The organism is Bacillus sp. UNC437CL72CviS29 (assembly GCF_000482345.1).
GTDB classification, from domain to species: Bacteria; Bacillota; Bacilli; order Bacillales; family Bacillaceae_G; genus Bacillus_A; species Bacillus_A arachidis.
Window position 1 is genome coordinate 1 of sequence record NZ_AXVB01000033.1, and the last position, 21,733, is coordinate 21,733.

The 21,733-nt window shown below is 37.1% G+C and carries 22 protein-coding genes; 4 read left to right on the forward strand and 18 right to left on the reverse strand.

What is annotated here, in order from left to right; genetic code table 11:
- From M014_RS0120040 to M014_RS0120060, 5 genes are all read right to left on the reverse strand, one after another.
- Window positions 1–212: helix-turn-helix domain-containing protein (locus M014_RS0120040; protein WP_026593282.1), on the reverse strand; the 212-nt coding region annotated here is incomplete at its 3' end.
- Between the two features lie 74 nt (window positions 213–286).
- Window positions 287–1,480 (reverse strand): CamS family sex pheromone protein, encoded by a 1,194-nt coding sequence (locus M014_RS0120045; protein WP_026593283.1) that lies wholly within the window; start codon window positions 1,478–1,480, stop codon window positions 287–289.
- A gap of 16 nt (window positions 1,481–1,496) precedes the next feature.
- Entirely contained in the window at window positions 1,497–3,506 is a 2,010-nt protein-coding gene (gene ligA / locus M014_RS0120050; protein WP_026593284.1) for an NAD-dependent DNA ligase LigA, read from the reverse strand.
- Between the two features lie 14 nt (window positions 3,507–3,520).
- A complete protein-coding gene (pcrA, locus tag M014_RS0120055; RefSeq protein ID WP_026593285.1) occupies window positions 3,521–5,755 on the reverse strand; it encodes a DNA helicase PcrA in 2,235 nt (744 codons plus the stop codon).
- 12 nt (window positions 5,756–5,767) lie between these two features.
- Entirely contained in the window at window positions 5,768–6,457 is a 690-nt protein-coding gene (locus M014_RS0120060) for a heptaprenylglyceryl phosphate synthase (RefSeq protein ID WP_026593286.1), read from the reverse strand.
- A 410-nt stretch (window positions 6,458–6,867) separates the two neighbouring features.
- Here M014_RS0120060 and M014_RS0120065 point away from each other — a divergent pair, with 410 nt between their 5' ends.
- On the forward strand, window positions 6,868–7,245 hold the full coding sequence (locus tag M014_RS0120065; protein ID WP_026593287.1) for a YgaP family membrane protein: 378 nt from the start codon (window positions 6,868–6,870) through the stop codon (window positions 7,243–7,245).
- 146 nt (window positions 7,246–7,391) lie between these two features.
- Here the strand turns inward: M014_RS0120065 and M014_RS0120070 are convergent, their stop codons facing one another.
- Window positions 7,392–7,997, reverse strand: a complete 606-nt coding sequence (locus tag M014_RS0120070; protein ID WP_026593288.1) for a hypothetical protein — start codon at window positions 7,995–7,997, stop codon at window positions 7,392–7,394.
- A 204-nt stretch (window positions 7,998–8,201) separates the two neighbouring features.
- On the opposite strand from M014_RS0120070, the gene M014_RS0120075 reads away from it, so the two are divergent.
- Complete coding sequence (locus M014_RS0120075) at window positions 8,202–9,047, forward strand: SPFH domain-containing protein (protein ID WP_026593289.1); 846 nt, start codon at window positions 8,202–8,204, stop codon at window positions 9,045–9,047.
- Window positions 9,048–9,061: 14 nt separating this feature from the next.
- Window positions 9,062–9,226, forward strand: coding sequence for a toxin-antitoxin system HicB family antitoxin (locus M014_RS28750; protein ID WP_035415543.1), 165 nt, complete (start codon window positions 9,062–9,064; stop codon window positions 9,224–9,226).
- Between the two features lie 296 nt (window positions 9,227–9,522).
- On the opposite strand, the gene gcvPB is transcribed toward M014_RS28750, so the two are convergent.
- The 3 genes from gcvPB to M014_RS0120095 are packed head-to-tail and all read right to left on the reverse strand — an operon-like array spanning window position 9,523 to window position 13,319.
- A complete protein-coding gene (gene gcvPB, locus M014_RS0120085) occupies window positions 9,523–11,094 on the reverse strand; it encodes an aminomethyl-transferring glycine dehydrogenase subunit GcvPB (RefSeq protein ID WP_026593290.1) in 1,572 nt (523 codons plus the stop codon).
- Between the two features lie 29 nt (window positions 11,095–11,123).
- On the reverse strand, window positions 11,124–12,512 hold the full coding sequence (gcvPA, locus tag M014_RS0120090) for an aminomethyl-transferring glycine dehydrogenase subunit GcvPA (protein ID WP_026593291.1): 1,389 nt from the start codon (window positions 12,510–12,512) through the stop codon (window positions 11,124–11,126).
- Between the two features lie 30 nt (window positions 12,513–12,542).
- Window positions 12,543–13,319 carry an SDR family NAD(P)-dependent oxidoreductase gene (locus M014_RS0120095; protein ID WP_026593292.1) on the reverse strand — a complete coding sequence of 259 codons (777 nt, stop codon included), beginning with the start codon at window positions 13,317–13,319 and terminating at the stop codon, window positions 12,543–12,545.
- A gap of 189 nt (window positions 13,320–13,508) precedes the next feature.
- Here M014_RS0120095 and M014_RS0120100 point away from each other — a divergent pair, with 189 nt between their 5' ends.
- Window positions 13,509–14,918, forward strand: coding sequence for a sigma-54 interaction domain-containing protein (locus M014_RS0120100; RefSeq protein ID WP_026593293.1), 1,410 nt, complete (start codon window positions 13,509–13,511; stop codon window positions 14,916–14,918).
- A gap of 174 nt (window positions 14,919–15,092) precedes the next feature.
- Here M014_RS0120100 and M014_RS0120105 read toward each other — a convergent pair whose 3' ends face one another.
- The 9 genes from M014_RS0120105 to purM all read right to left on the reverse strand — a co-directional run bounded on the left by M014_RS0120105 (window position 15,093) and on the right by purM (window position 21,653).
- Window positions 15,093–15,335, reverse strand: a complete 243-nt coding sequence (locus M014_RS0120105) for a hypothetical protein (protein ID WP_026593294.1) — start codon at window positions 15,333–15,335, stop codon at window positions 15,093–15,095.
- 62 nt (window positions 15,336–15,397) lie between these two features.
- Window positions 15,398–16,021, reverse strand: a complete 624-nt coding sequence (locus M014_RS0120110; RefSeq protein ID WP_026593295.1) for a hypothetical protein — start codon at window positions 16,019–16,021, stop codon at window positions 15,398–15,400.
- A 44-nt stretch (window positions 16,022–16,065) separates the two neighbouring features.
- A complete protein-coding gene (locus M014_RS0120115) occupies window positions 16,066–16,353 on the reverse strand; it encodes a hypothetical protein (protein ID WP_026593296.1) in 288 nt (95 codons plus the stop codon).
- A gap of 17 nt (window positions 16,354–16,370) precedes the next feature.
- Window positions 16,371–16,613 carry a hypothetical protein gene (locus M014_RS0120120; protein WP_026593297.1) on the reverse strand — a complete coding sequence of 81 codons (243 nt, stop codon included), beginning with the start codon at window positions 16,611–16,613 and terminating at the stop codon, window positions 16,371–16,373.
- A gap of 16 nt (window positions 16,614–16,629) precedes the next feature.
- Window positions 16,630–16,863: a hypothetical protein gene (locus tag M014_RS0120125; protein WP_026593298.1), complete on the reverse strand. Its 234-nt coding sequence runs from the start codon at window positions 16,861–16,863 to the stop codon at window positions 16,630–16,632.
- A gap of 64 nt (window positions 16,864–16,927) precedes the next feature.
- Window positions 16,928–18,193, reverse strand: coding sequence for a phosphoribosylamine--glycine ligase (purD, locus tag M014_RS0120130; RefSeq protein ID WP_026593299.1), 1,266 nt, complete (start codon window positions 18,191–18,193; stop codon window positions 16,928–16,930).
- Between the two features lie 275 nt (window positions 18,194–18,468).
- Entirely contained in the window at window positions 18,469–20,004 is a 1,536-nt protein-coding gene (gene purH / locus M014_RS0120135) for a bifunctional phosphoribosylaminoimidazolecarboxamide formyltransferase/IMP cyclohydrolase (protein ID WP_026593300.1), read from the reverse strand.
- Window positions 20,005–20,028: 24 nt separating this feature from the next.
- The gene (purN, locus tag M014_RS0120140; RefSeq protein WP_026593301.1) at window positions 20,029–20,616 is read right to left on the reverse strand and encodes a phosphoribosylglycinamide formyltransferase; all 588 of its coding nucleotides are present in this window, start codon (window positions 20,614–20,616) and stop codon (window positions 20,029–20,031) included.
- Window positions 20,613–21,653 carry a phosphoribosylformylglycinamidine cyclo-ligase gene (gene purM, locus M014_RS0120145; protein WP_026593302.1) on the reverse strand — a complete coding sequence of 347 codons (1,041 nt, stop codon included), beginning with the start codon at window positions 21,651–21,653 and terminating at the stop codon, window positions 20,613–20,615. The genes purN and purM overlap by 4 nt, the downstream gene beginning before the upstream one ends.
- Window positions 21,654–21,733 lie beyond the last annotated feature (80 nt).

Here is a 21,733-nt window from a genome sequence, read left to right on the forward strand (position 1 = left end):
ATAAAATTTAGTACGTTTAGTTTAAACTCTACGGTGTAATTTGTATAGACCTCGTGTAAACCTTCTTCTCCATGGAGTTCGTATAAGCGCAACCAGTATTGAAATTGCGCCTTTGTAATATGCATCTGTTTTGCATATTCTGCTTGAGAAATTGTTTTTGGATTAAATCCTTGAACGAGCTTTAACCTTGAATCCTTCGTAAATTTTGTCATAAAAAAACTGCACCTCCAATTGTTAGACTATGTCTAACAATTGGGGTGCAGTTCAGAAAGGAACAGCTTTTTTCTTAATCTAAAATTTTCACAAATGGTTCATCCTGCTTCGCATCACGAATAATAATAGCTTCAGGACGTTCAACAGATTTAATTGTCACCTGTACTTTCACATAATTCGGGAAGTATTGCATAACAAGTCCCGCCACATATTGCGTAAATCCAATCACTTCTGCTTTTCCGTTAAATTGAACAGGAATTTCAATCTTCATTTCTTTTAATTGATCATCTTTATAAAATCCTGTACCTACAACAGCTGTGTAATCGCCTTTGAAATACTCACTCAGCTTTGCTTTAAAGTTTTCTACAGTTGTATAATCTTCACGCACATCCGTCTTAGCTGATTCAGAAGGGAACAAGTAATACTTTTCATTAATTGCTTTCCAATCTCCTACTTTATCACTACCTTTATCGACTTGAGCGTAAGATACAAATTTCCCTGGCACAAGTGTTGATTTCGCTCCTTGACGATAAATCGCAAACGTAATCGGGACATTTTTCACATCTGGCTTTTTCTGTTGTAACTGAGATAAAATTTCTTGCGCCATGCGTTTACCCTCTGCTAGCATCTCTTCTTCCTTAATTTCAGCTTCACGTGGGTACCCGTGTTCTTCATTGTAATAATGAACGGAATTCATCGCGAGACCAATAACAATTCCGCCTAATTCAACTTGATCGCCTTTTCTCGCATAATAATCATGTTCTAAAATATTCGAAAGATAAATTGGCTTTTTCCTATTGCGTACCTCCAATGATTCAGATCCTGGATCTAAAGCAGGGTTCAATCCAATGTTCGGAAGCTTATCTGCTTCTTTTTTGCCAAGTTTCTCTTCTAGTTCCTTTTGCTCAGCATCTGTACGCTTTCTTTTCACAAGCATTTGAACCATTTCTTTTTCTAAAAATTTACCACCCTGGAATAAATAATCTTTCGTACTAAACGATTCTTTCGCAATACGCATTAGTCCTGTTTCAAATTCATCTATATCCAGACGGCTATTTAATCCTTGGACAACTAAGCCACGTGCAGAACCTGGATCAAATGGCACCGTTGTTTTGTAATAATCCTCAGAAATAGAATATTTCGGAACAATCGCTTGTTCTTTTGATTTACCCGATTTGTCAACAACTTTTTCTTCTTTTTTTATACCTGTACTACATCCACTTAGAAGTAGACTTAGGCTTAATACCGCTAATGCTATTTTTTTCATGGTAAGTTTGCACCTCTTACTTATTTAGCTCTTGTAAGAACCTCTCTTCATTCCAAACCTCAATATTATGTTTCTCTGCTTGTGCTAATTTTGATCCTGCCGCTTCACCAGCAACGACTAAATCAGTACTCTTACTTACACTACCTGTTACTTTTCCACCTAGCTCTTCAATCTTTTTCTTCGCTTCAGTGCGCCCCATGACTTCTAGTTTTCCTGTTAGGACAATTGTTTTTCCAGCGAAGTAAGACGCAATATTTTGTAAATCAGCACGTTTTATGCCTTTGTAGGCCATGTTAACACCGTACTCTTTAAATTGTTGTAATAACTCTAACACGTCTTCATTATCAAAGTACGTTACGATTGATTGAGCCATTTTCTCGCCAATTTCATTAATCTCTTTTAACTCTTCTTCAGTTGCTTTCACAAGGTGGTCCATCGTTTCAAAATGCTCAGCTAACGTGCGAGCTGCTTTTGCACCGACATGACGAATACCAAGTCCAAATAATAGACGCTCCAAAGAATTTTCCTTAGACGCTTCAATTGCTTGTACTAATTTAGATGCCGATTTCTCACCAAAACGCTCTAGTTGTAACAATTGCTCTTTCGTTAATGGATACAAATCTGCAAATGTCCGAATATAATCTGCTTCAAAAAGCTGTGTAATAACACGCTCTCCAAGTCCATCAATATTCATTGCATTTCTTGAAACAAAATGAATCAGCCCTTCACGAATTTGTGCTGGGCAGGCTGGGTTAATACAACGTAGCGCTACCTCTTCTTCTAAACGAACAAGTTCACTGTCACAATCTGGACAATGCGTTGGCATATGGTACTCATCTTCCTCACCAGTACGTTTATCAAAAATAACGTTAACTACTTCTGGAATAATGTCTCCCGCTTTTTTCACAACAACGTAGTCGCCAATTCGAATATCTTTTTCACGAATTAAATCCTCGTTATGTAGAGATGCGCGGCGGACAATTGTTCCAGCGACTCGAACCGGCTCTAGTTCTGCAGTTGGTGTCACAACACCAGTACGTCCTACACTTAGTTCAATACCTGTTAATCTCGTTACAACTTCTTCTGCCGGAAACTTATAAGCAATTGCCCAGCGTGGACTCTTTGCTGTTGTTCCTAAGCTTTCTTGCAAAGCTACATCATCTACTTTAATTACAATTCCATCAATCTCATAATCAAGATTTGGGCGCTTTTCCTGCCATTCTTCTACATAAGCGATTACGTCTTCAATTGTTTCACACGTGCGACGATTTGGATTTGTTTTAAATCCAAGTTCACCTAAGAAGTTCAATGACTCGCTATGTGATGCAATCATTTTTTCTTCCACATCAGCAAGACCGTACACAAACATAGATAGCTTGCGCTTCGCGGCTACTTTCGGATCAAGTTGACGTAGTGATCCCGCTGCTGCGTTACGTGGATTTGCAAAAACAGCTTCACCATTTTGCTCTTTCTCTTCATTTAATTTCACAAATGAACGCTTTGGCATATATGCCTCGCCGCGAGCTTCCAATGTTACTTCTTCTTTCAAACGAAGAGGAATTGCTTTAATTGTTTTTAAATTTTGCGTAATATCCTCACCAGTTACGCCATCACCACGTGTTGCTCCTTGAACGAAGCGTCCTTTTTCATAATGAAGGGAAACAGCAAGACCGTCAATTTTTAGTTCACATATATATCTTACATTTGAATCATCAATTCCTTGACGTACTCTGCGATCAAAATCGCGTAAATCTCCTTCATTAAAGGCATTTCCTAAACTTAACATCGGTGATTTATGCGTGACTTTTTCAAATATATCAAGCACTGCTCCTCCAACTCGAACAGTTGGGGAGTCTTCCGTTAAAAATTCTGGGTTCTCTGCTTCTAATTTTATAAGCTCCTGCATATCACGGTCGTATTCCGCATCAGAAACAGAAGGATTGTCTAGTACGTGATATTGATAGTTGAATGCATTGAGCATATCACGAAGTTCTTCTATACGCTGCTTTGTCTCTTCTTTTGACATATCCTTACTCCTTTCTATTGTTTCGTTACAGGTGCAAATTTCGCTAATAAACGTTTAATACCAATCGGACTTGGGAATGCAATATCTAATTCTTTTGCATCTCCTTCACCTTTCACACTTACAACTGTACCAACTCCCCATTTTTGATGGGACGCTTTATCACCTACAGCCCAGCCAATTTGCTCTCCTCCTGTTGTTTTCACTGCCGGTCGCACAAATGCAGAGCGAGAACGTGTCGTCGTTGCCCCAGCCCCAGCTGTTCTTCCTTTCGCACTAAATGTCTCGCGCTTTGGCGTTGTTTCATTTAATGGTTCAAGTAAATGCGCCGGAACTTCTGAAATAAATCGAGATGCTGCATTCATATTTGTTCTACCAAATAAAGTACGCATTTGAGCATTTGATAAATATAACTCTTCTTCCGCACGAGTGATACCTACATAAGCTAAACGGCGTTCTTCTTGCATCTCATCTTCTTCCATAAGAGAACGAGTATGTGGGAAGACTCCTTCCTCTAAGCCAATAATAAAGACAACCGGGAACTCTAGCCCTTTTGCCGAGTGCATCGTCATTAAAATAACTTCTTCACCTGCAGTTGGATCCTCATCCACACGATCTATATCTGCAACAAGAGCCAAATCTGTTAAGAAAGCGACAAGACTCTTATCTTCACTTTGTGACTCAAATGTTTGGGTAACAGATAAAAACTCATCTAAGTTTTCAAGTCTTCCTTCCGCTTCTAAAGTACGTTCATTCTTTAGCATATCGCGGTAACCTGTTTTCTCAATAACTTCCTCTACCAGTTCTGTAACAGATAAATATTCCTGCATATTTACCCAATTGTGTAATTGACTTGCAAATTCTTTTACTGCTTTTGTGATTTTTGCACTTACTCCAACATGCTCAATTTCATCCATTACAGCAGTTAATGAAATACCATTTTGTACGCCGTAGTTAATAATTTTATCGATAGACGTGGCACCGATTCCGCGCTTCGGCACGTTAATAATACGTGCAAAGCTAATCTCATCATCCGGATTTGCGATTAAACGTAAGTAAGCCAAAATATCTTTAATCTCTTTACGGTCATAGAACTTGATACCGCCGACAATTTTATACGGAATATTGGACTTTAAGAAAATCTCCTCAACCATACGAGACTGCGCATTAGTACGATATAGAACCGCAAAGTCTGTATATTTTCGATTCCCCATTTGAATTTCATCGCGAATTTTTTTCGCAACAAAATATGCTTCATCCTTTTCTGTTGCAGCACGATAATACGAAATCTTACTTCCAACTTGATTATCCGTCCATAATTTTTTCGGTTTACGATTTGAATTATTTTCAATTACAGCGTTAGCTGCATTTAAAATATTTTGTGATGAGCGGTAGTTTTGCTCTAACAAGATAACCTGTGCATTCTCATAGTCTTTTTCAAACGATAAAATGTTGGAAATATCCGCACCGCGCCAACGATAAATGGACTGATCAGAATCACCAACAACACAAAGATTTTTAAAGCGAGCAGCTAATTTATTTACAAGAATGTATTGTGCTCTGTTCGTATCCTGATACTCATCAACATGAATATACTGGAATTTGCGTTGATAAAATTCCAATACTTCTGGAACACGTTCAAATAATTGAATCGTCGTCATAATTAAATCATCAAAATCTAATGAGTTATTTTTCAGAAGACGTTTTTGATATTCTATATACACATCACTTATTAATTTCTCAAATGGATCAGCAATTGAAATTTGCTTTGCATATTTATCAGCAGATAACAATTCATTCTTTGCATTGCTAATGCCAGATAAAATAGAACGCGGATCGAATTTTTTAGGATCAACGTTTCGCTCTTTCATGATTTTCTTCACAACAGTAAGTTGATCACTTGCATCTAAGATCGTAAAGTTTCGGTTAATCCCAATACGGTCGATATCACGTCGTAAAATACGCACGCACATCGAGTGGAACGTAGAAATCCAAATATCCTCTGCTTCCGGACCGACAAGCGTATCGATACGCTCACGCATTTCACGAGCTGCTTTATTTGTAAAGGTAATTGCTAATACATTCCAAGGTGCTACCCCTTTTTCACCAAGTAAGTATGCGATGCGATGTGTTAGCACACGCGTTTTACCACTACCAGCACCCGCCATTAATAGAAGTGGACCGTTTGTTGTTTGCACCGCTTTTTGTTGCTCAGGGTTTAAACCACTTAATAATTTATCAGTTATACTCATATGTGCCTACGCCTACTCTCCTTTTACAGCTTTTACTGTCTGTAACGCTGCTTTTATATCATCATAAATTACATTTCCTACAACGACTGTATCAGCGTACTGCGCCATTTCTTTTGCCTCTTTCGCACTTGAAATCCCGCCTCCGTAATACAACCTTGCTTGTTGTAATTCTGCTTTTACATTTTTAACAAGTTCAACATCTCCGTAAGTACCGCTATATTCCAAGTAGAAAATCGGCAAATTCAGAAGCTTGTCTGCCATACGTGCATATGCAATAACGTCATCTTCTGTTAAATCACATTTCGCCTCTGTAAGCTGAGCTACTTTTGCTTCTGCATTTAAAACACAATATCCTTCCATGAAAATTTCATCCCAGTTCATAATGTCCCCAAATTCTTTCAATGCCTCATGATGAATTCCCGTTATCCATTCCACTTTTCGGCTATTTAAAACACTTGGGATGTAATAAAAATCAAACCCTGGCGTAAGAGCTTCAAGATCAGAAACCTCTAACACACAAGGAACTGCATATCTACGAATGCTTACTAGCATGTGTAATACGTTATCAATTGTTACTCCATCACTTCCGCCTACAATGACTGCGTCTGTTCCAGATTCACAAATCATTTCTAAATGTTCATCGCTTAATTCCTTATTCGGATCAAGCTTAAATACATGTTTCCACTGTGAAATATCGTACATGAAAACACCCTTTCTTTTATCTAATCACCTTTATGCGCTTGTTCAAAAAGACTGTTATCTTGTCCGGACTTTTTAAACTTCCTTTATAACACACGTTTAAAAAGGAGGATCTAGAGAACCGAGCAGTTCGAGGCGCTGTAGCCAGGAGGACACGCAGTGTAGCCTTTACTACATGAATACCGCACTGGCACAGCAACGAAGAAATGCGAAGGTTATCTTGACCGGACTTTTTAAACTTCCTTTTATGCATTCTTACATTATAACAAAAAAAGACACCTATACACACGCCCTATCCAACATCTTTTTTACCGTCAAATGTTGGATTACATATCGCGAAACTTACATGGAATAATAACAATTGAAATAGTGTTTACTATTTCTAAGCTAATGAAGAAGGAGTGTTTTCTTTGATAAGGCAAAACATCGGCATAATGAATGCTCTAATTCGTATTACACTCGGTTTGGTCGTATTAAGTTGTAGCACAGCTAAACTTACACGCAAACCATGGTGCATTTGGTCAAAGATTCTGCTATGGCTTAGTGCAATGAAAATTGCAGAAGGAATCTTGCGTTTCTGTCCTATTACGGAAGCATGTAAATTTGGAAAATATATGAACATGGGTGCCTTTAAAATACCTAGCATGGATTTTAATAAAAAGGGAAATGCTAAAGAAGAAGTAAATCATACTTCTAGCCATGACACACAAAAGTCAAAAGGAAGTTATGATACTTCTGACAAAGAGATTGAGTCAGCGATTGAGGAAGCAATCCTGGCAAAACCGCTTTGAATCATTTGTCACGATGCAAGATGCTCTCAAAGGGACTTAGCTGCTGCAGTGGGCGGCTAAGTCTTCTTCATTTTATCGCAGCAAACAAAAAGATCACCCGGCAGCAAAACCTTTGAGTGATCTCTTTGTAACGCTATGTATCGCAATTATTTATTGCCAAACATTTTATCTATTGATTTTGAATTTGCAAGCAATGCTTCTTGTAAATTTTCATCAGAAACAATTTTATAGTTACCTTCTTTATCTTTCTTTAAATTCAGCGTAACTTCACGAATTGCCATTGCCGCATCTTTATCAGACAAGTTCTTCACAAGGGTTGTCGTCATCATTTTCTCCATTGTCTTTTGAGATTGCTCTTTGTTTTCACTAAACGCACTTGCAAAAGCCATAGGCATAATCTCTCCGATTGTCTTTGTAGTAGCAACAGCCATATCAACCGAAGTAATCTTTACCTTAACCTTTGCTGTATCATCTTTCTTGGACACTTGCTCTGGCTTTTCAAATTTATAGTTCTTTGCGATTACGCTAAATATCTGCTTCCCATCAATACCGTCTTGCTCTTTGTTTAAATTGTTAAAATCGTATCCATCATTGCTTTCGTACACAAAAGTAGTGGCCTTTTTAAAGTCCCCGCCTTTTACTGCTGTCAAAAATTCTTGTACAGTATCATCTGGGTTTGAACATCCCGTAAGCATGCTCATTAATACCCCTATCATCATGATAAAAGTCAATGATTTGAACATTTTTTTCATAAGTACGCCCCCTGCTGTTTATTAAAACTTGAAATAACCCTTATATATTACTTTAGAAAAAAATATCCAACAAGTAAAAGTAATATTTAAACCCATCACACAGGTAACCAGGAATTATTTGTTATATTTTCAGAAAATTAGGTATAAACCCCTTGCTTAAAATGATATAAAAGTGATATCATTTTTATATCAGGAGGCGATCATATGAAAGAAAAACAAGTTTTTTATGTAAATGGTTTTCTCGGTATTATTGGGATTTTGATTTTAGCCACTATCGGTGTATTCTGCCTTGTGCAAGAAATTTTTATAGTAGCAGCATTAACTATTCTTTTAGCTGCGATTCTCGCAACTGGTATTGGAATTGTTCAACCAAACCAAGCGAAAGTAATTACGTTTTTCGGTAATTATTTAGGAACAATTCGTCAAAATGGTTTATTTTTAACAATTCCATTCGCATTCCGTCAAACTGTCTCTTTACGTGTTGAAAACTTTAACAGTAAGAAATTAAAAGTAAATGATGTTGAGGGAAATCCAATTGAAATTGCGGCTGTTATTGTATATAAAGTTGTTGATTCTGCAAAAGCAATGTTTGGTGTTGAACATTATGATCGATTTGTAGAAATTCAAAGTGAAACGGCAATCCGCCACGTTGCAACAAAATATCCTTATGACAATTTCCAAGATGATAATTGCGTTACGTTACGCGGAAACACTGAAGAAATCTCTGAAGAATTAAAACGTGAGTTAGAAGCGCGTCTTGAAATTGCTGGTGTAGAAGTATTAGAAACTCGCCTAACGCATTTAGCTTACGCAACAGAAATTGCTCATGCAATGCTTCAACGTCAGCAAGCGAAAGCTGTATTGGCTGCACGTAAAGAAATTGTTGAAGGTGCCGTTCAAATGGCGAAAGACTCGATTCAAAAATTAGATGAAGAAGGCATACTTGATTTAGATGATGAGCGTAAGGCAAACATGGTTAACAACTTATTAGTTGCTATCGTTTCAGATAAAGGAGCACAACCAGTTATTAATACAGGAAGTCTATATTAAAGGTTGTAGGTATTATGGCTAAAAAGAAAAGTTTCCCATTACGTATCGATCCTGAATTACACGCAATCATTGAAAAATGGGCGAATGATGAGTTCCGCAGCGTTAACGCCCACATCGAGTATTTGCTTCGAGAAATGGCAAAACAAAAGGGAAGACTAAAAAAGGATCAAGATTCCTAAATGAAAAAAGACCACTAAGTTTTAGCGGTCTTTTTTCATTACTTATGAATATTTTCGATTCTCGCATTCTCTTGTACAATTTCATTCATCAATGAACTTATATAGCGCTGCGATCACATTAGTTATTTCAATTTCAGTACTATTTTCCATATGTTATTTTGGAAAATGGATGTACTAAAAATATAAAATACCCTCAAATTTTTAGAATGTTTAAATTTTCCAAAGCGCAATCATTGTTACATCCTTTAACATGAAAGAAAAAAGAAAATCAAGAAATCTCTTGATTGCCCTCTACCTTAAATTAACTCCGGTAACTGTACTTTCTTCTGATAAGCTCTCCATGTAATACACCATTTTTTCGGATCATCTAGAAAATCCTGTTCATCTAATTTGCGAATCGTACTATTTTGCGGGGCATTTCGAATAATTTCAGGACTTTCATATGCCTCTTGCGAAATTTGTTCAAGTGCCGCAATATACTCATCTAAATCTGCCTTAGAATAACTCTCAGTCGGCTCCAATGTAAACGGCTGAGGAACGATATATGGATGGTGACTCGTCCAGTAGTGTAAACCGAAATCCGTCATCCTTCTTTGAACATCTTCTGTCGTAACACCCGTTTCATCGTTCATCTCTTCCCAACTATAACGAACTTGTTCAAGCCGCTGCCCTTTCACATACGGAGCGCTTGCACCACGAATTTTTTGTACTTTATGATACATATAATTATTGTTTAACACAGCCGTTGTCGCCACTTCTTTTAACCCTTCTGGTCCTAGAGCACGAATCCATGCATAAGACCTTAAAATCGTTTGTGCCACACCATGAAAAGCACGTACTTTCCCAATCGAATGTTTCAATTCATGATTTAAATAATATTTCTCCTCATCACATTCGACAATTGGTCCTGGTAAGTACTCTTTTAACTCTTTACTTACACCAAGTGCACCTGTTGCTGGTCCACCACACATATGCGGAGCTGCAAATGTTTTATGAAGATTAAAAAAACACATATCAAATCCTGCTTCTTTCGCCCGCGTAATCCCAAGAAGGCCGTTTGCATTTGCCTGGTCGTAATAGCAAATCCCACCTGCTTCATGAACAACCCTCGTAAACTCTTTAATCTTCGAATTAAAAATCCCTGTATCTTCAGGATTCGCTACAACAAATCCTGCTGTTCTTTCTGAAACAACAGCTTTTAATTTTTCAAGGTCAGGAAATCCATCTTTATCCGGATGAAGCGTAATGATTTTAAAGCCTTTAACAGCCGCTGTAGCCGCTTGTGAAGGATGAGAAAAAATGGTTGTAATAATTTCATTCCGCTTTTCCCCTTCCCCTCGAGATTCATGATATTTTCTTACAATGGATGCCATAGCAAATAAGGCTTGTGTGCCACCACTCGGTTGAAATGAAAAATGATCCATACCAGAAATTTCTCTCATACAAAGATCCAATTTGTATATAATCTCTAGCATGCCTTGGACCGTACTTTCATCTTGAAGAGGATGCAGTTCCATTATTTTAGGATTCCGTACTAATAATTCATTAATTTTAGGAATATATTTCATCGTACAGGTCCCTTGCCCAATTTCAACATTAAAATCTGATCCTAACGTCTCTTGTGAAAGTCTCACATAATGCCTTAACACACGTGCTTGACCGATTTCCGGAAGTCTCGCTCTTTCTTTTCTATACATAGAATGAGGAATCTTTGAAACTCCATCACCAACTTCTTTCACAATTGTTTCATCCGCTACAGGAACGTCTACGCCCCTTTCTCCTTGCTGGTGAAGTTCAAAAATAATTGGTTCATTCCATTTTGCTTGATGAAAGTCACGGACTTTACTATTCCTTTTAATTTTCTTCATCAGTCGATTCTCCTTTCCGTTCGTCTTTTTTAATTTGTCACAATTTCTTGCAGAGCGGCAGCTAACCGATCAATGTCTTCCTTCGTATGAACTTCTGTAACACAATACAAGGCACATTGACCAAATTTAGGAAACTCTTTCGAAATATCCTTTCCTCCAAATATCTGTTTTTCTAACAATCTCTTATTTATAGTTTCTACTGATAAACCGGTCTCATTAAAATCAACAAGAAACTCTTTAAAAAATGGAGAACTTAATCTTGAACCTCTCACTCCAGGGATTTGATTTAATTGTTTTACTGCATATTGACTATTTTGCATAATCGTTTGACCTAATTCATACATACCATTTGGTCCAAGTAACGATAAATAAACTCCTGCTGTAATGCCCCATAACGCTGTTTGTGTACCAACTGATTCTTTTCCTTTTTCACGAAGGGCAAAAGATGTTCGGTCATACGCTACATCTCCAAATCCGTACTCTCCTTCTTTTACTGTTGGGACAATTCCAAATAAACGTGAAGGGTATTCATTCACAAATTTTTCCTCATCTCTTGTAGCAATAAACCCAGCTTGCCCTCCGCTATAGTTCATATGCATACCAAGAGGCTGTAAGTCACCACAAACAATATCTGTTTGATAGTGGCTTGGTGGTGCTAGCACTCCAAGCGATATCGGATCAACACCAACAACTACTAGCGCATCATGTTGCTTTGCAATTTCCGCAATTTCCATCCCTTGCGATTCAATAAATCCTAAATAGGAAGGGTTTTCAAAATAAATTGCGGCTACATTAGCAGCTATTTTATTCTCTAAATCTTCTAAATCTAGAAGACCATTCTCATCATCATAACCAACAGAAACAAATTCAAGATCTGGGGACCCATAATTTTGGATAATTTTCATTCTCTCAGGTGACACGGTTTGTGCTACTAATACCTTTTTTCTTTTCGTTATACGGGCAGCCATCCGAATTGATGTAGCTGCTGCTTGCCCCCAATCAAATGTAGGCACATTTACAACATCCATATCAACAAGTTCCGCTACTAAGCTTTGGTATTCAAATAAAGCTTGAAACCTGCCATGATCTTCATACGGTTCCCCAGCATATGCCGTTAAAAATTCTGATCGCTGATTCACTTCATCGCAAACAGCTGGTACAAAGTGTTGCCAACAACCTGCTCCTAAAAAATTTACATATTCACTTGTACTTGTATTTTTACAAAGTATCCCTTCAACATGGCGACGCAGTTCATATTCTGTAAGCGCCTTCGGTATATTCATTTCCTCTTTTAACTTGAGTTCCTCTGGTATGCAGGCGTATAGTTCCATCACGGTTTCAGCGCCGATTTCTTTTAACATCTCTTCTCTTACTTCAGGTACCATATTTGGAATGTAAGGATGTACCTTTTTCGTCATCTTAATACCCCCTTGTTAAATTTCATTCAATTATGCTAAGCCTCCGCCATCGACAACAAGTGCTGTCCCTGTCACCCAAGATGACAAGTCGCTAGCTAAAAATAAAACACCTTTTGCGATATCCCGTGGTGTACCAATTCTTGATAGAGGCCGATTTATTGCTGAATCTTTCAGAAACGACCCTTCTTCTACATTCAATTGTTTCGCCTCGTCGCGTAGTAACTGCGTATCTGTATCACCTGGACATATGCAGTTTACTCGAATATTTTGCGACCCATGATCAATTGCCATCGCCTTCGTTAAGTTCACAACCCCCGCTTTTGCAGCACAATATGCAACTGCCTTATCGCCCCCTTTTAGTCCCCATCCAGAGCCAGTGTTAATAATACTTCCCCCTTGTTTTTCAGCCATAATTGGAATGATATATTTAGATAAAAGATATACACCTTTTAATGACACATTAATAACTGAATCCCACTCTCTTTCTTCTAATTCAACAACTGTTTTTCTTCTAATAACTCCGGCGTTGTTAAACAGCACATCTACACTTCCATATACCTTCCTAATATGTTCACTCACATTCTTACAATCTAATTCACTTGTTACATCGCACTTCAAAAACTCTGCCCTCTGCCCCTCGTCTCGTAAACCCTGCGTGGCCTGCATACCTTTTTCCTCATCAATATCTAAAAGAATGACGGTAGCTCCTACTTCAGCAAAGATGGTTGCTGTCGCATACCCAATTCCTGATGCCGCTCCGGTTACAACCGCCACTTTATCCTTTAATTGAAAATAATCTCTTTCCATAAAAAAACCTCCTTTATTTGCATCTGCTTTTTATTAAGCAAAAAACATGCCAATTTTATTACGTGAAAAACCCTTATTGTAGTAAGCAACTTTGATACGATCATTTGACATTTTCGACAAACATTTGACACTTTTGTATTTTTCTGAATTATCATATAATAATTACATAAATAGAAAGGAGGTTCAAAATTGTATACAATCACAGCAATCACAAAAATGATTCATGCCTTTTCCGAACTCTTACAAATAGAAATCGCCTATTTCAACCATGAAGGGCTATTAGTTTCTTCAACGGAAGAATATAAAAAGAAAAAAGGAGAACGCGTATACCTCCCCTTTTTCCAAAAACTATACGAGCATCCTATTACCTTTGTACATAAGCCGGGGCATATGAATATGTGTCATGGTTGCCACTTTCAAAAGAGCTGTCCATCCACTGCAGAAATTATACAAAATATGATTCAAAATGAACGCCACTATGGCTATCTTTCATTCGTTAGTTTTTCCAAAGATAAGCAACAGAAATTACTCGATCAGCAAAAAGAATTTATCTATTGGATGGAAAAGTTAAAAGAGATTATTACCGATATGATTCATGAAACAAATTATTCTACTTCCAAAATAGGGACAAAATTAAAACAAACTGAATATATCCTTGGAAGCAGTTATACATTACAAAACATAAAAGAAATCTTAAAAAATATGAAAAGTAGTACCTCATCCATCGTTATTACAGGAGAAACGGGAACGGGGAAAAGCTTGATGGCAAAGCTTATTCATGAACAAAGCATATTCCAGAGGGGAGATTTCATTGAAATAAATTGTGCTAGCATTCCTGAATCTTTATTTGAAAGTGAGATCTTTGGCTATGAGGAAGGTGCATTTACAGGAGCGAGAAAGAAAGGAAAGCCCGGTTACTTTGAAATGGCCGACCGAGGCACGTTATTTTTAGATGAAGTTGCAGATCTTCCTCTCCATTTACAACCAAAGTTATTAAAAGTACTACAAGATGGTGTTGTACAAAGAATTGGTGGAACACTTCCCCAAAAAGTGAATGTCCGAATTATCGCTGCATCAAATCAACCATTAGAGAAATTAATCGAATCTAAACAATTCCGTTCAGATCTTTACTACAGGCTCAATGTGATTCCAATTCATTTACCACCACTTCGCGAGCGAAAAGAAGACTTAAAGAAACTCGTCCCTTTCTTAATTGAAAAATTACAGACAAGAACAGGAAAATTTATTCAAAGTTACACAGAGGCGTTTCTAGCAAGATTAAAACAATATCACTGGCCTGGGAACATTCGTGAATTAGAGAATGTTTTAGAATATAGCATGAATATGGAGAAAAGTGGCCAATTAACCGAATCGTCACTACCAGCATTTCTTCAAAATCATTCGGAGTTGCTGTGCTCATCCACAAAGCAACACAGTGCATTGCAAGAAGCTGAAAAAGAAAGCATTATTCAAAAACTTCATGACTATGGTTATGATTATGAAGGAAAAAAACAAGCTGCGGCTGCTTTGGGGATTAGTGTACGCACATTATATAGAAAAATGGAGAAACTCGGGATTTATAATGACGTGAAACTGTAATGATGAAAGATTTTCTTCAACTCTCGCAAATTAACCTTATATTAAGTTTATCTCCCTCCTAATCCCTTTACTTACACCGAAGTTTGAAGTAGGAGTATTACTGTCTACCAATACCAAAACAAAAATTTATAACGTGTGCAATTTGCACACGTTATGTTATTTCAAAAATATAAATTATTCTTGTCTCTTATAGTTTCTTAAATAACGAATACAGTGAAAAGCTGCAAAATAAATCCCAATTATACCAGTAAGAAAAAAATATATTATAACTATAGGTCCCATAATATTAAATTGACCATATCCTAAAACTAATAGTCCCCCAATCCAGGCCACTAGAATAATAAAGCGCATCCATATATAAAAGCTTCCATATTCCTTTGCTGCTTGTTCTGGAAAATAGTTTCTTGATAATTTCATATTCTCCTCCTAAAAAAACATCCTTTCTAAATTCTATTTTGTTTAGAAAGGATGCTTTTCATCTAATGCCCTATTCTCTTGGGAGACATTCGTTTAAACGTATTTACAATTTGAAAAAATGAAGGTTCGAATAACATTGCATCATCTACATTCCATGTAGAGAACGTAATACTATATATATTATTCTCTTTAGATACTGGTATTAAAAATTGATTCGTACATGCTTTAATATCCTCATTTTCCATTTCAACAGTTGTAAATTCACGAATATGTATGACATTACCAATCTGGGATTTAATCTCCTCGATCGATACTAATTCACTCTTCTCTTTTTCTTTTAATAGCTTTTCCACATTTTGAATAGAAGAATACTCTTTTGCATAAGGAAACCTTGAAACTGTCACATCTGCAAAGTGTATAACATTCTCATCGTCAACAAGACCTTGTAACGCAAACAGTTCCACTTTTATTCCTTTTAGATTTTTAAGAAGAAATTCTAGTTGCCTTTTGATCTCTTCCAAGTTTTCAGCAATATGTGGGAACACTCCGGCTTGTTCAGCTAAAAATATTGAAGTGAACTTTTCTATATGTTTAGGATCCGTCTCCATTAATGTCCATGTATTGGGAAGAGCTATTGAAAAATGTTTCTCCCGAAATGTATATCGGTACCATGTCTCCACACTCATTATAGTTCCCTTCTTTCAAATGAATACTTATAGAATACATATTATTATTCTTTTTGTTTATGATATTGACTGTATCGAATACAATAAAACAGGATAAAAATAAATCCTATTGAACATATTATTATCTCTATCTTAAATAGTAAGTCATTAATAGGATGTTCTTTCCCAATTATTTTATTTATAAGACACATAATCCCTAAATTTAAAAAAACTAAAAATGCTATTTTATAAATTTTCACAAAGGTTTCCCCCGTTTTTGGAGGCATAAATTCTTGAATATCTAATCGCATTTGCTTTGTCATAATATATTTTTCATTTATCAGTTTTAACATTTTATCTGCCGCCTTCTCTATTGTTGTCTCCTATAGTTTCTTAAATAACGAATACAGTGAAAAGCTGCAAAATAAATTCCAATTATACCAGTAAGAAAAAAATATATTATAACTATAGGTCCCATAATATTAAATTGACCATATCCTAAAACTAATAGTCCCCCGACCCAGGCCACTAGAATAATAAAGCGCATCCATATATAAAAACTTCCATATTCTCTTGCTGCTTGTTCTGGAAAATAGTTTCTTGATAATTTCATATTTTACTCCTTTCTTTTACTTTGGTGTACTATCTCTAGTAGCCCCCCACATTCCAAAAGTTGAATTCCATACACCCGTTACATTGTCTCTCACCTGTTGAATAGCTTCTTTTTCTGTCATACCCCGTTTTAACCAATAACCTATCGTTTTTTCAGTAGCTGTAAAAGTTTTTAAAGTTTGGATTGTCTTTCCTGCTGTAGGTATGATACAAATCATTACATATATAATTAAAATTCCCATCGCAAACATATAATCCTCCCTTTCCAAAAATACAAAATAAAATCAAAAGAGCTAACATAATTTATGTTAGCTCTTAACAATCTACCTTTGCAACCGCACGATATCCGATATCACTTCGATAAAATAAACCGTCACTCTCAATTTTCTTAATTTCTTTATAAACGTTATCCTTCGCTTCTTGTAAATCCTTGCCTTTACAAGCTACAAATAAAACACGACCACCGTTTGTTACAAAATCTCCATGTTTCATAGCTGTGCCTGCATGAAAAACAATTGCATCTTCTAATGTATCTAATCCAGAAATCACAGCACCTTTTTCATATGCTTCTGGGTATCCTTTTGAAGCAAGTACTACACCAATAACTGCTTCCTCAGACCATTTAAGTGTTAGCTCTTTCCCATCTAATACGTAATTACATACGTCGACTAAATCACTCTCTAAACGTGGTAATACAACCTCTGTTTCTGGATCACCAAAACGAGCATTGAATTCAATTACTTTTGGTCCTTCGTTTGTTAAAATAAGCCCCGCGTATAAAATACCTGTAAATGAACGTCCTTCTTGAATCATCGCTTTAGCAGTTGGATGTAAAATTGTCTCAATTGCTTCGCTAACTGCTGATTCGGGAATTTGCGGTACTGGAGAATATGCACCCATTCCGCCTGTATTCGGTCCTTTATCACCGTCAAAAGCACGCTTATGATCTTGTGCAATTACCATTGGATAAACGGTTGTTCCATTTACAAATGCCATTAAAGAGAATTCCTGTCCATCTAAAAACTCTTCAATAACAACCTTTTTACTTGCTTCACCGAATTTTACATCCTGCAGCATTTCTTTTACAGCTTGCAATGCCTCTTCTAACGTCATTGCTACTGTTACACCTTTACCAGCTGCTAAACCATCCGCTTTAATAACAATAGGTGCACCAACTTTTTGAATATATGCTACCGCTTCCTCATAGTTTGTGAATGTTTCATATGCTGCGGTTGGAATATCATACTTTTTCATAAGCTCTTTTGTAAAAGCTTTGCTTCCTTCAATTACAGCAGCTGCTTTATTCGGACCAAAAACGCGAAGTCCCTCTGCTTCAAAACGATCAACAATTCCATTCATAAGAGGAATTTCTGGACCAACGAACGTTAAACCTATATTATTTTCTTTCGCAAATAGAACAAGTGCGTCAAAGTCATTCTCATCAATATCAACTGGCATTGCCACATCTCTCATGCCTTCATTTCCCGGTGCTACATATACCTTTTCAACTTGCTCAGACTGTGCAAACTTCCAAGCTAAAGCATGTTCGCGCCCACCACGGCCGATTACTAAAACATTCATATGTTATCCTCCATTATTCAAATAAGTACAAAATAGGAGCAGTGCTCCTATTTTGTTTCTATTCGTTCATATTCAAAAAGAAGGTTATCTTGACCGGACTTTTTGAACCCCCTCTAACAATAAAAATTTAAAAAGGAGGATCAAGAGAACCGAGCAGTTCAAGGCGTTGCGGCCAGGAGGATACGGAGTGTAGCTTTTACTACATGAGTACCGGACTGGCAAAGCAACGAAGAAATGCGAAGGTTATCTTGACCGGACTTTTTAAACTTCCTCTATTAATGTTTGAAGTGACGTACGCCAGTGAACACCATAGCAATACCATATTCATCAGCTTTTTTAATAGAATCTTCATCACGAATCGATCCGCCTGGTTGAATGATTGCTGTAACACCTGCTTTAGCAGCCTCTTCTACTGTATCTGACATTGGGAAAAATGCATCAGATGCTAAGGCGCTACCTTGTGCTTTGTCACCAGCTTGCGAGATTGCAATTTTCGCTGAACCAACGCGGTTCATTTGTCCTGCTCCCACTCCAATTGTCATATTATCTTTTGCTAAAACAATTGCATTTGATTTTACATGTTTGACAACTTTCCAAGCTAGTTTTAAATCGGCCCATTCTTGCTCTGTTGGTTCACGTTTTGTTGGAATTGTAATTGCATCTTCATTTAGCGCTAACGTATCTTCTTCTTGAACTAGAAGGCCACCCTGTACAGAAGTTAATTTTTTACTTGCACTTACTGCTTTTTCAATATTTACAGTTAAAAGGCGTAAGTTTTTCTTACTTTGCAACACTTCTAAAGCTTCTTGTGAGAAAGAAGGTGCGATAACAATCTCTAAGAAAATTTCATGTAATTTTTCAGCCGTAACTTTATCAATCTCACGGTTAGCTGCAATAATACCTCCGAAAATGGATACTGGATCCGCTTCGTAAGCACGTGTATATGCTTCATGAATATCAGTACCAACACCAACTCCGCATGGGTTCATATGTTTTACTGCTACCACTGCTGGTTCTGTAAATTCTTTCACGATGCTAAGCGCTGCATCCGCGTCATTGATATTGTTGTAAGATAGCTCTTTTCCATGTAACTGCTCTGCATATGCAACAGAAGAAGTTGCTGCAAATGGCGCTTTATAGAATGTTGCTTTTTGATGTGGGTTTTCACCGTAACGTAAATCTTGTTTTTTCTCGAATGTTACTGTTAATGTTTCTGGGCTTTCTTCTCCCATTTGTTCCGTTAAATAGTTAGAAATTAATGCATCATATGCCGCTGTATGACGGAATACTTTCGCTGCTAATTTACGTTTTGTTTCGTCTGTAACTTCGCCGTTTTCTTTTAGCTCGGCTAGTACAACATCATAATCTATTGGGTCAACGATTACTGATACAAATTTATGATTCTTCGCAGCTGAACGAATCATTGTTGGGCCACCGATATCAATATTTTCAATTGCATCAGCAAATGTCACATCAGGTTTAGCAACTGTTTCCTTAAATGGGTATAAGTTTACAACAACAAAGTCGATTGGCTGAATGCCTAATTCATTCATCTGCGTCACATGCGTTTCATTATCACGTACTGCAAGTAAACCACCATGAATGTTTGGATGTAATGTTTTCACACGCCCGTCCATAATTTCCGGGAAGCCAGTTACTTCAGAAATCCCAATTACTTGTAAGCCGTTTTCCTCTAATAATTTTTTCGTTCCACCTGTTGAAATAACTTCAATCCCTTGTTCAAGTAACCCTTTAACAAATTCTACAACACCTGTTTTATTTGAAACACTTACTAATGCACGCTTTTTCATTTATCCTTCACCCCTAGTTGAATGTTATTTAACGGCCTTCTCTTTCATAGATTGAACGATTTCGTTCACCGTAGCTACGTACAATCTATGTTCAACTTGCTGAATTTTCTTTTGTAAACTCTCTCTTGTATCCGCTTCGGAAACTTTTACTGCTTCTTGAGCAATAATAGGTCCTGTATCCATCCCAGCATCTACGTAGTGAATCGTCACTCCTGTTACTTTCACTCCTGCCTCTAACGCTTGACCGACAGCATCTTTCCCAGGAAAACTTGGTAATAATGACGGATGAATGTTAATGATTTTCCCGCCGTATGCTTCCAGTAATGTAGGACCAATCAAACGCATATATCCCGCTAAAATAACATAATCAATCTCGTATTCTCGCAATTTTTTTAATATCTCATTTTCAAATGCTTCTTTTGATTCATATGCTTTCGCCGAAAAAGCAAAGCACGGAACATGATGATAATGTGCCCGTCCAATAACACGCGCCTCAGGTTGATCACATACGAGCAAACTAATTTCAGCATGTAAGCTTTTTTCTTCCACTGCATTCATTAATGCTTGGAAGTTAGATCCGCTTCCAGAGGCAAAGACTGCCAATCTACTCATAGTCCTGTGCCTCCATTAAAAGTAACACCCGATCCCTTAATAGTTCGTCCAATAATATGTGCTTTTTCTCCTTGTTCTGCAAGAAGCTTGACAACAGTTTCTGCATCTTCTTCTTTTACCGCAACTACCATACCAATACCCATGTTAAAAATATTGAACATTTCTTTTTCTTCTAGTTTTCCAACCTCTTGAAGTAAGCTGAAAATCGGTTGAATTTGCCAAGAACCTAGTTCAATTTCTGCTCCGATTCCTTCCGGCAACATACGTGGAATATTTTCAATAAATCCTCCACCTGTAATATGTGCCATGCCATACACTTCATATTTCTTCAATAGTTCTAAAATAGGTTTGACATAAATTTTCGTTGGTTTTAATAATTCTTCACCAAGAGGTAGTTCTAAGCGACCATGTATACGATCTAAAGATAACTGTCCATCTTCTAACAACACTTTTCGTACTAAAGAATACCCGTTACTATGAATACCACTAGATGCTAAGCCAACTAATACATGACCTGCTTCAATAGAATTTCCTGTTACAATTTTCTTTTTATCAACAATACCAACAGTAAAACCAGCTAAGTCATACTCTTCAGTGGAATACATACCTGGCATCTCAGCTGTTTCTCCGCCAATTAACGCACAACCCGCTTGGCGACAACCCTCTGATATACCTTTGACGATGTTTTCAATTTTACTAGGTTCTGCTTTACCACAAGCAATGTAATCAAGGAAGAAAAGCGGCTCTGCTCCTTGGACAACAATATCATTTACACACATTGCTACTGCATCAATACCAATTGTGTCATGTTTATCCATCATGAAAGCGAGCATCAATTTTGTACCTACACCGTCTGTTCCAGATACTAATACAGGTTCTTCTAATGCAAATTTTGATAGATCAAACATACCTCCAAAACCGCCAAGACCGCCTAGTACTTCTTTCCTCATTGTTGTTTGTACATGTTTTTTCATGCGAGATACCGCTTCATATCCAGCTTCAATATCTACTCCTGCTTGCTTATATGCATTCGCCATCGTTTTTTACACCTCGTCTTTTAATTTCTCCCACCCAAGCGGGCACTCTCTATAGAGTATGTTTTAGGAAAAAGCTAGCT

Excerpts from the sequence above, each read along its gene's own strand:
- ligA (WP_026593284.1), bottom strand. The coding sequence starts at position 3,506 with ATGTCAAAAGAAGAGACAAAGCAGCGTATAGAAGAACTTCGTGATATG.
- gcvPB (WP_026593290.1), bottom strand. The coding sequence starts at position 11,094 with ATGAAGAAAATTAAAAGGAATAGTAAAGTCCGTGACTTTCATCAAGCA.
- M014_RS0120075 (WP_026593289.1), top strand. The coding sequence starts at position 8,202 with ATGAAAGAAAAACAAGTTTTTTATGTAAATGGTTTTCTCGGTATTATT.
- M014_RS0120060 (WP_026593286.1), bottom strand. The coding sequence starts at position 6,457 with ATGTACGATATTTCACAGTGGAAACATGTATTTAAGCTTGATCCGAAT.
- gcvPA (WP_026593291.1), bottom strand. The coding sequence starts at position 12,512 with ATGACGAAAAAGGTACATCCTTACATTCCAAATATGGTACCTGAAGTA.
- M014_RS0120115 (WP_026593296.1), bottom strand. The coding sequence starts at position 16,353 with ATGTTAAAACTGATAAATGAAAAATATATTATGACAAAGCAAATGCGA.
- M014_RS0120070 (WP_026593288.1), bottom strand. The coding sequence starts at position 7,997 with ATGAAAAAAATGTTCAAATCATTGACTTTTATCATGATGATAGGGGTA.
- M014_RS0120110 (WP_026593295.1), bottom strand. The coding sequence starts at position 16,021 with ATGAGTGTGGAGACATGGTACCGATATACATTTCGGGAGAAACATTTT.
- M014_RS0120120 (WP_026593297.1), bottom strand. The coding sequence starts at position 16,613 with ATGAAATTATCAAGAAACTATTTTCCAGAACAAGCAGCAAGAGAATAT.
- purD (WP_026593299.1), bottom strand. The coding sequence starts at position 18,193 with ATGAATGTTTTAGTAATCGGCCGTGGTGGGCGCGAACATGCTTTAGCT.
- M014_RS28750 (WP_035415543.1), top strand. The coding sequence starts at position 9,062 with ATGGCTAAAAAGAAAAGTTTCCCATTACGTATCGATCCTGAATTACAC.
- purH (WP_026593300.1), bottom strand. The coding sequence starts at position 20,004 with ATGAAAAAGCGTGCATTAGTAAGTGTTTCAAATAAAACAGGTGTTGTA.
- M014_RS0120095 (WP_026593292.1), bottom strand. The coding sequence starts at position 13,319 with ATGGAAAGAGATTATTTTCAATTAAAGGATAAAGTGGCGGTTGTAACC.
- pcrA (WP_026593285.1), bottom strand. The coding sequence starts at position 5,755 with ATGAGTATAACTGATAAATTATTAAGTGGTTTAAACCCTGAGCAACAA.
- M014_RS0120105 (WP_026593294.1), bottom strand. The coding sequence starts at position 15,335 with ATGAAATTATCAAGAAACTATTTTCCAGAACAAGCAGCAAAGGAATAT.
- purM (WP_026593302.1), bottom strand. The coding sequence starts at position 21,653 with ATGGCGAATGCATATAAGCAAGCAGGAGTAGATATTGAAGCTGGATAT.
- M014_RS0120125 (WP_026593298.1), bottom strand. The coding sequence starts at position 16,863 with ATGTTTGCGATGGGAATTTTAATTATATATGTAATGATTTGTATCATA.
- M014_RS0120045 (WP_026593283.1), bottom strand. The coding sequence starts at position 1,480 with ATGAAAAAAATAGCATTAGCGGTATTAAGCCTAAGTCTACTTCTAAGT.
- purN (WP_026593301.1), bottom strand. The coding sequence starts at position 20,616 with ATGAGTAGATTGGCAGTCTTTGCCTCTGGAAGCGGATCTAACTTCCAA.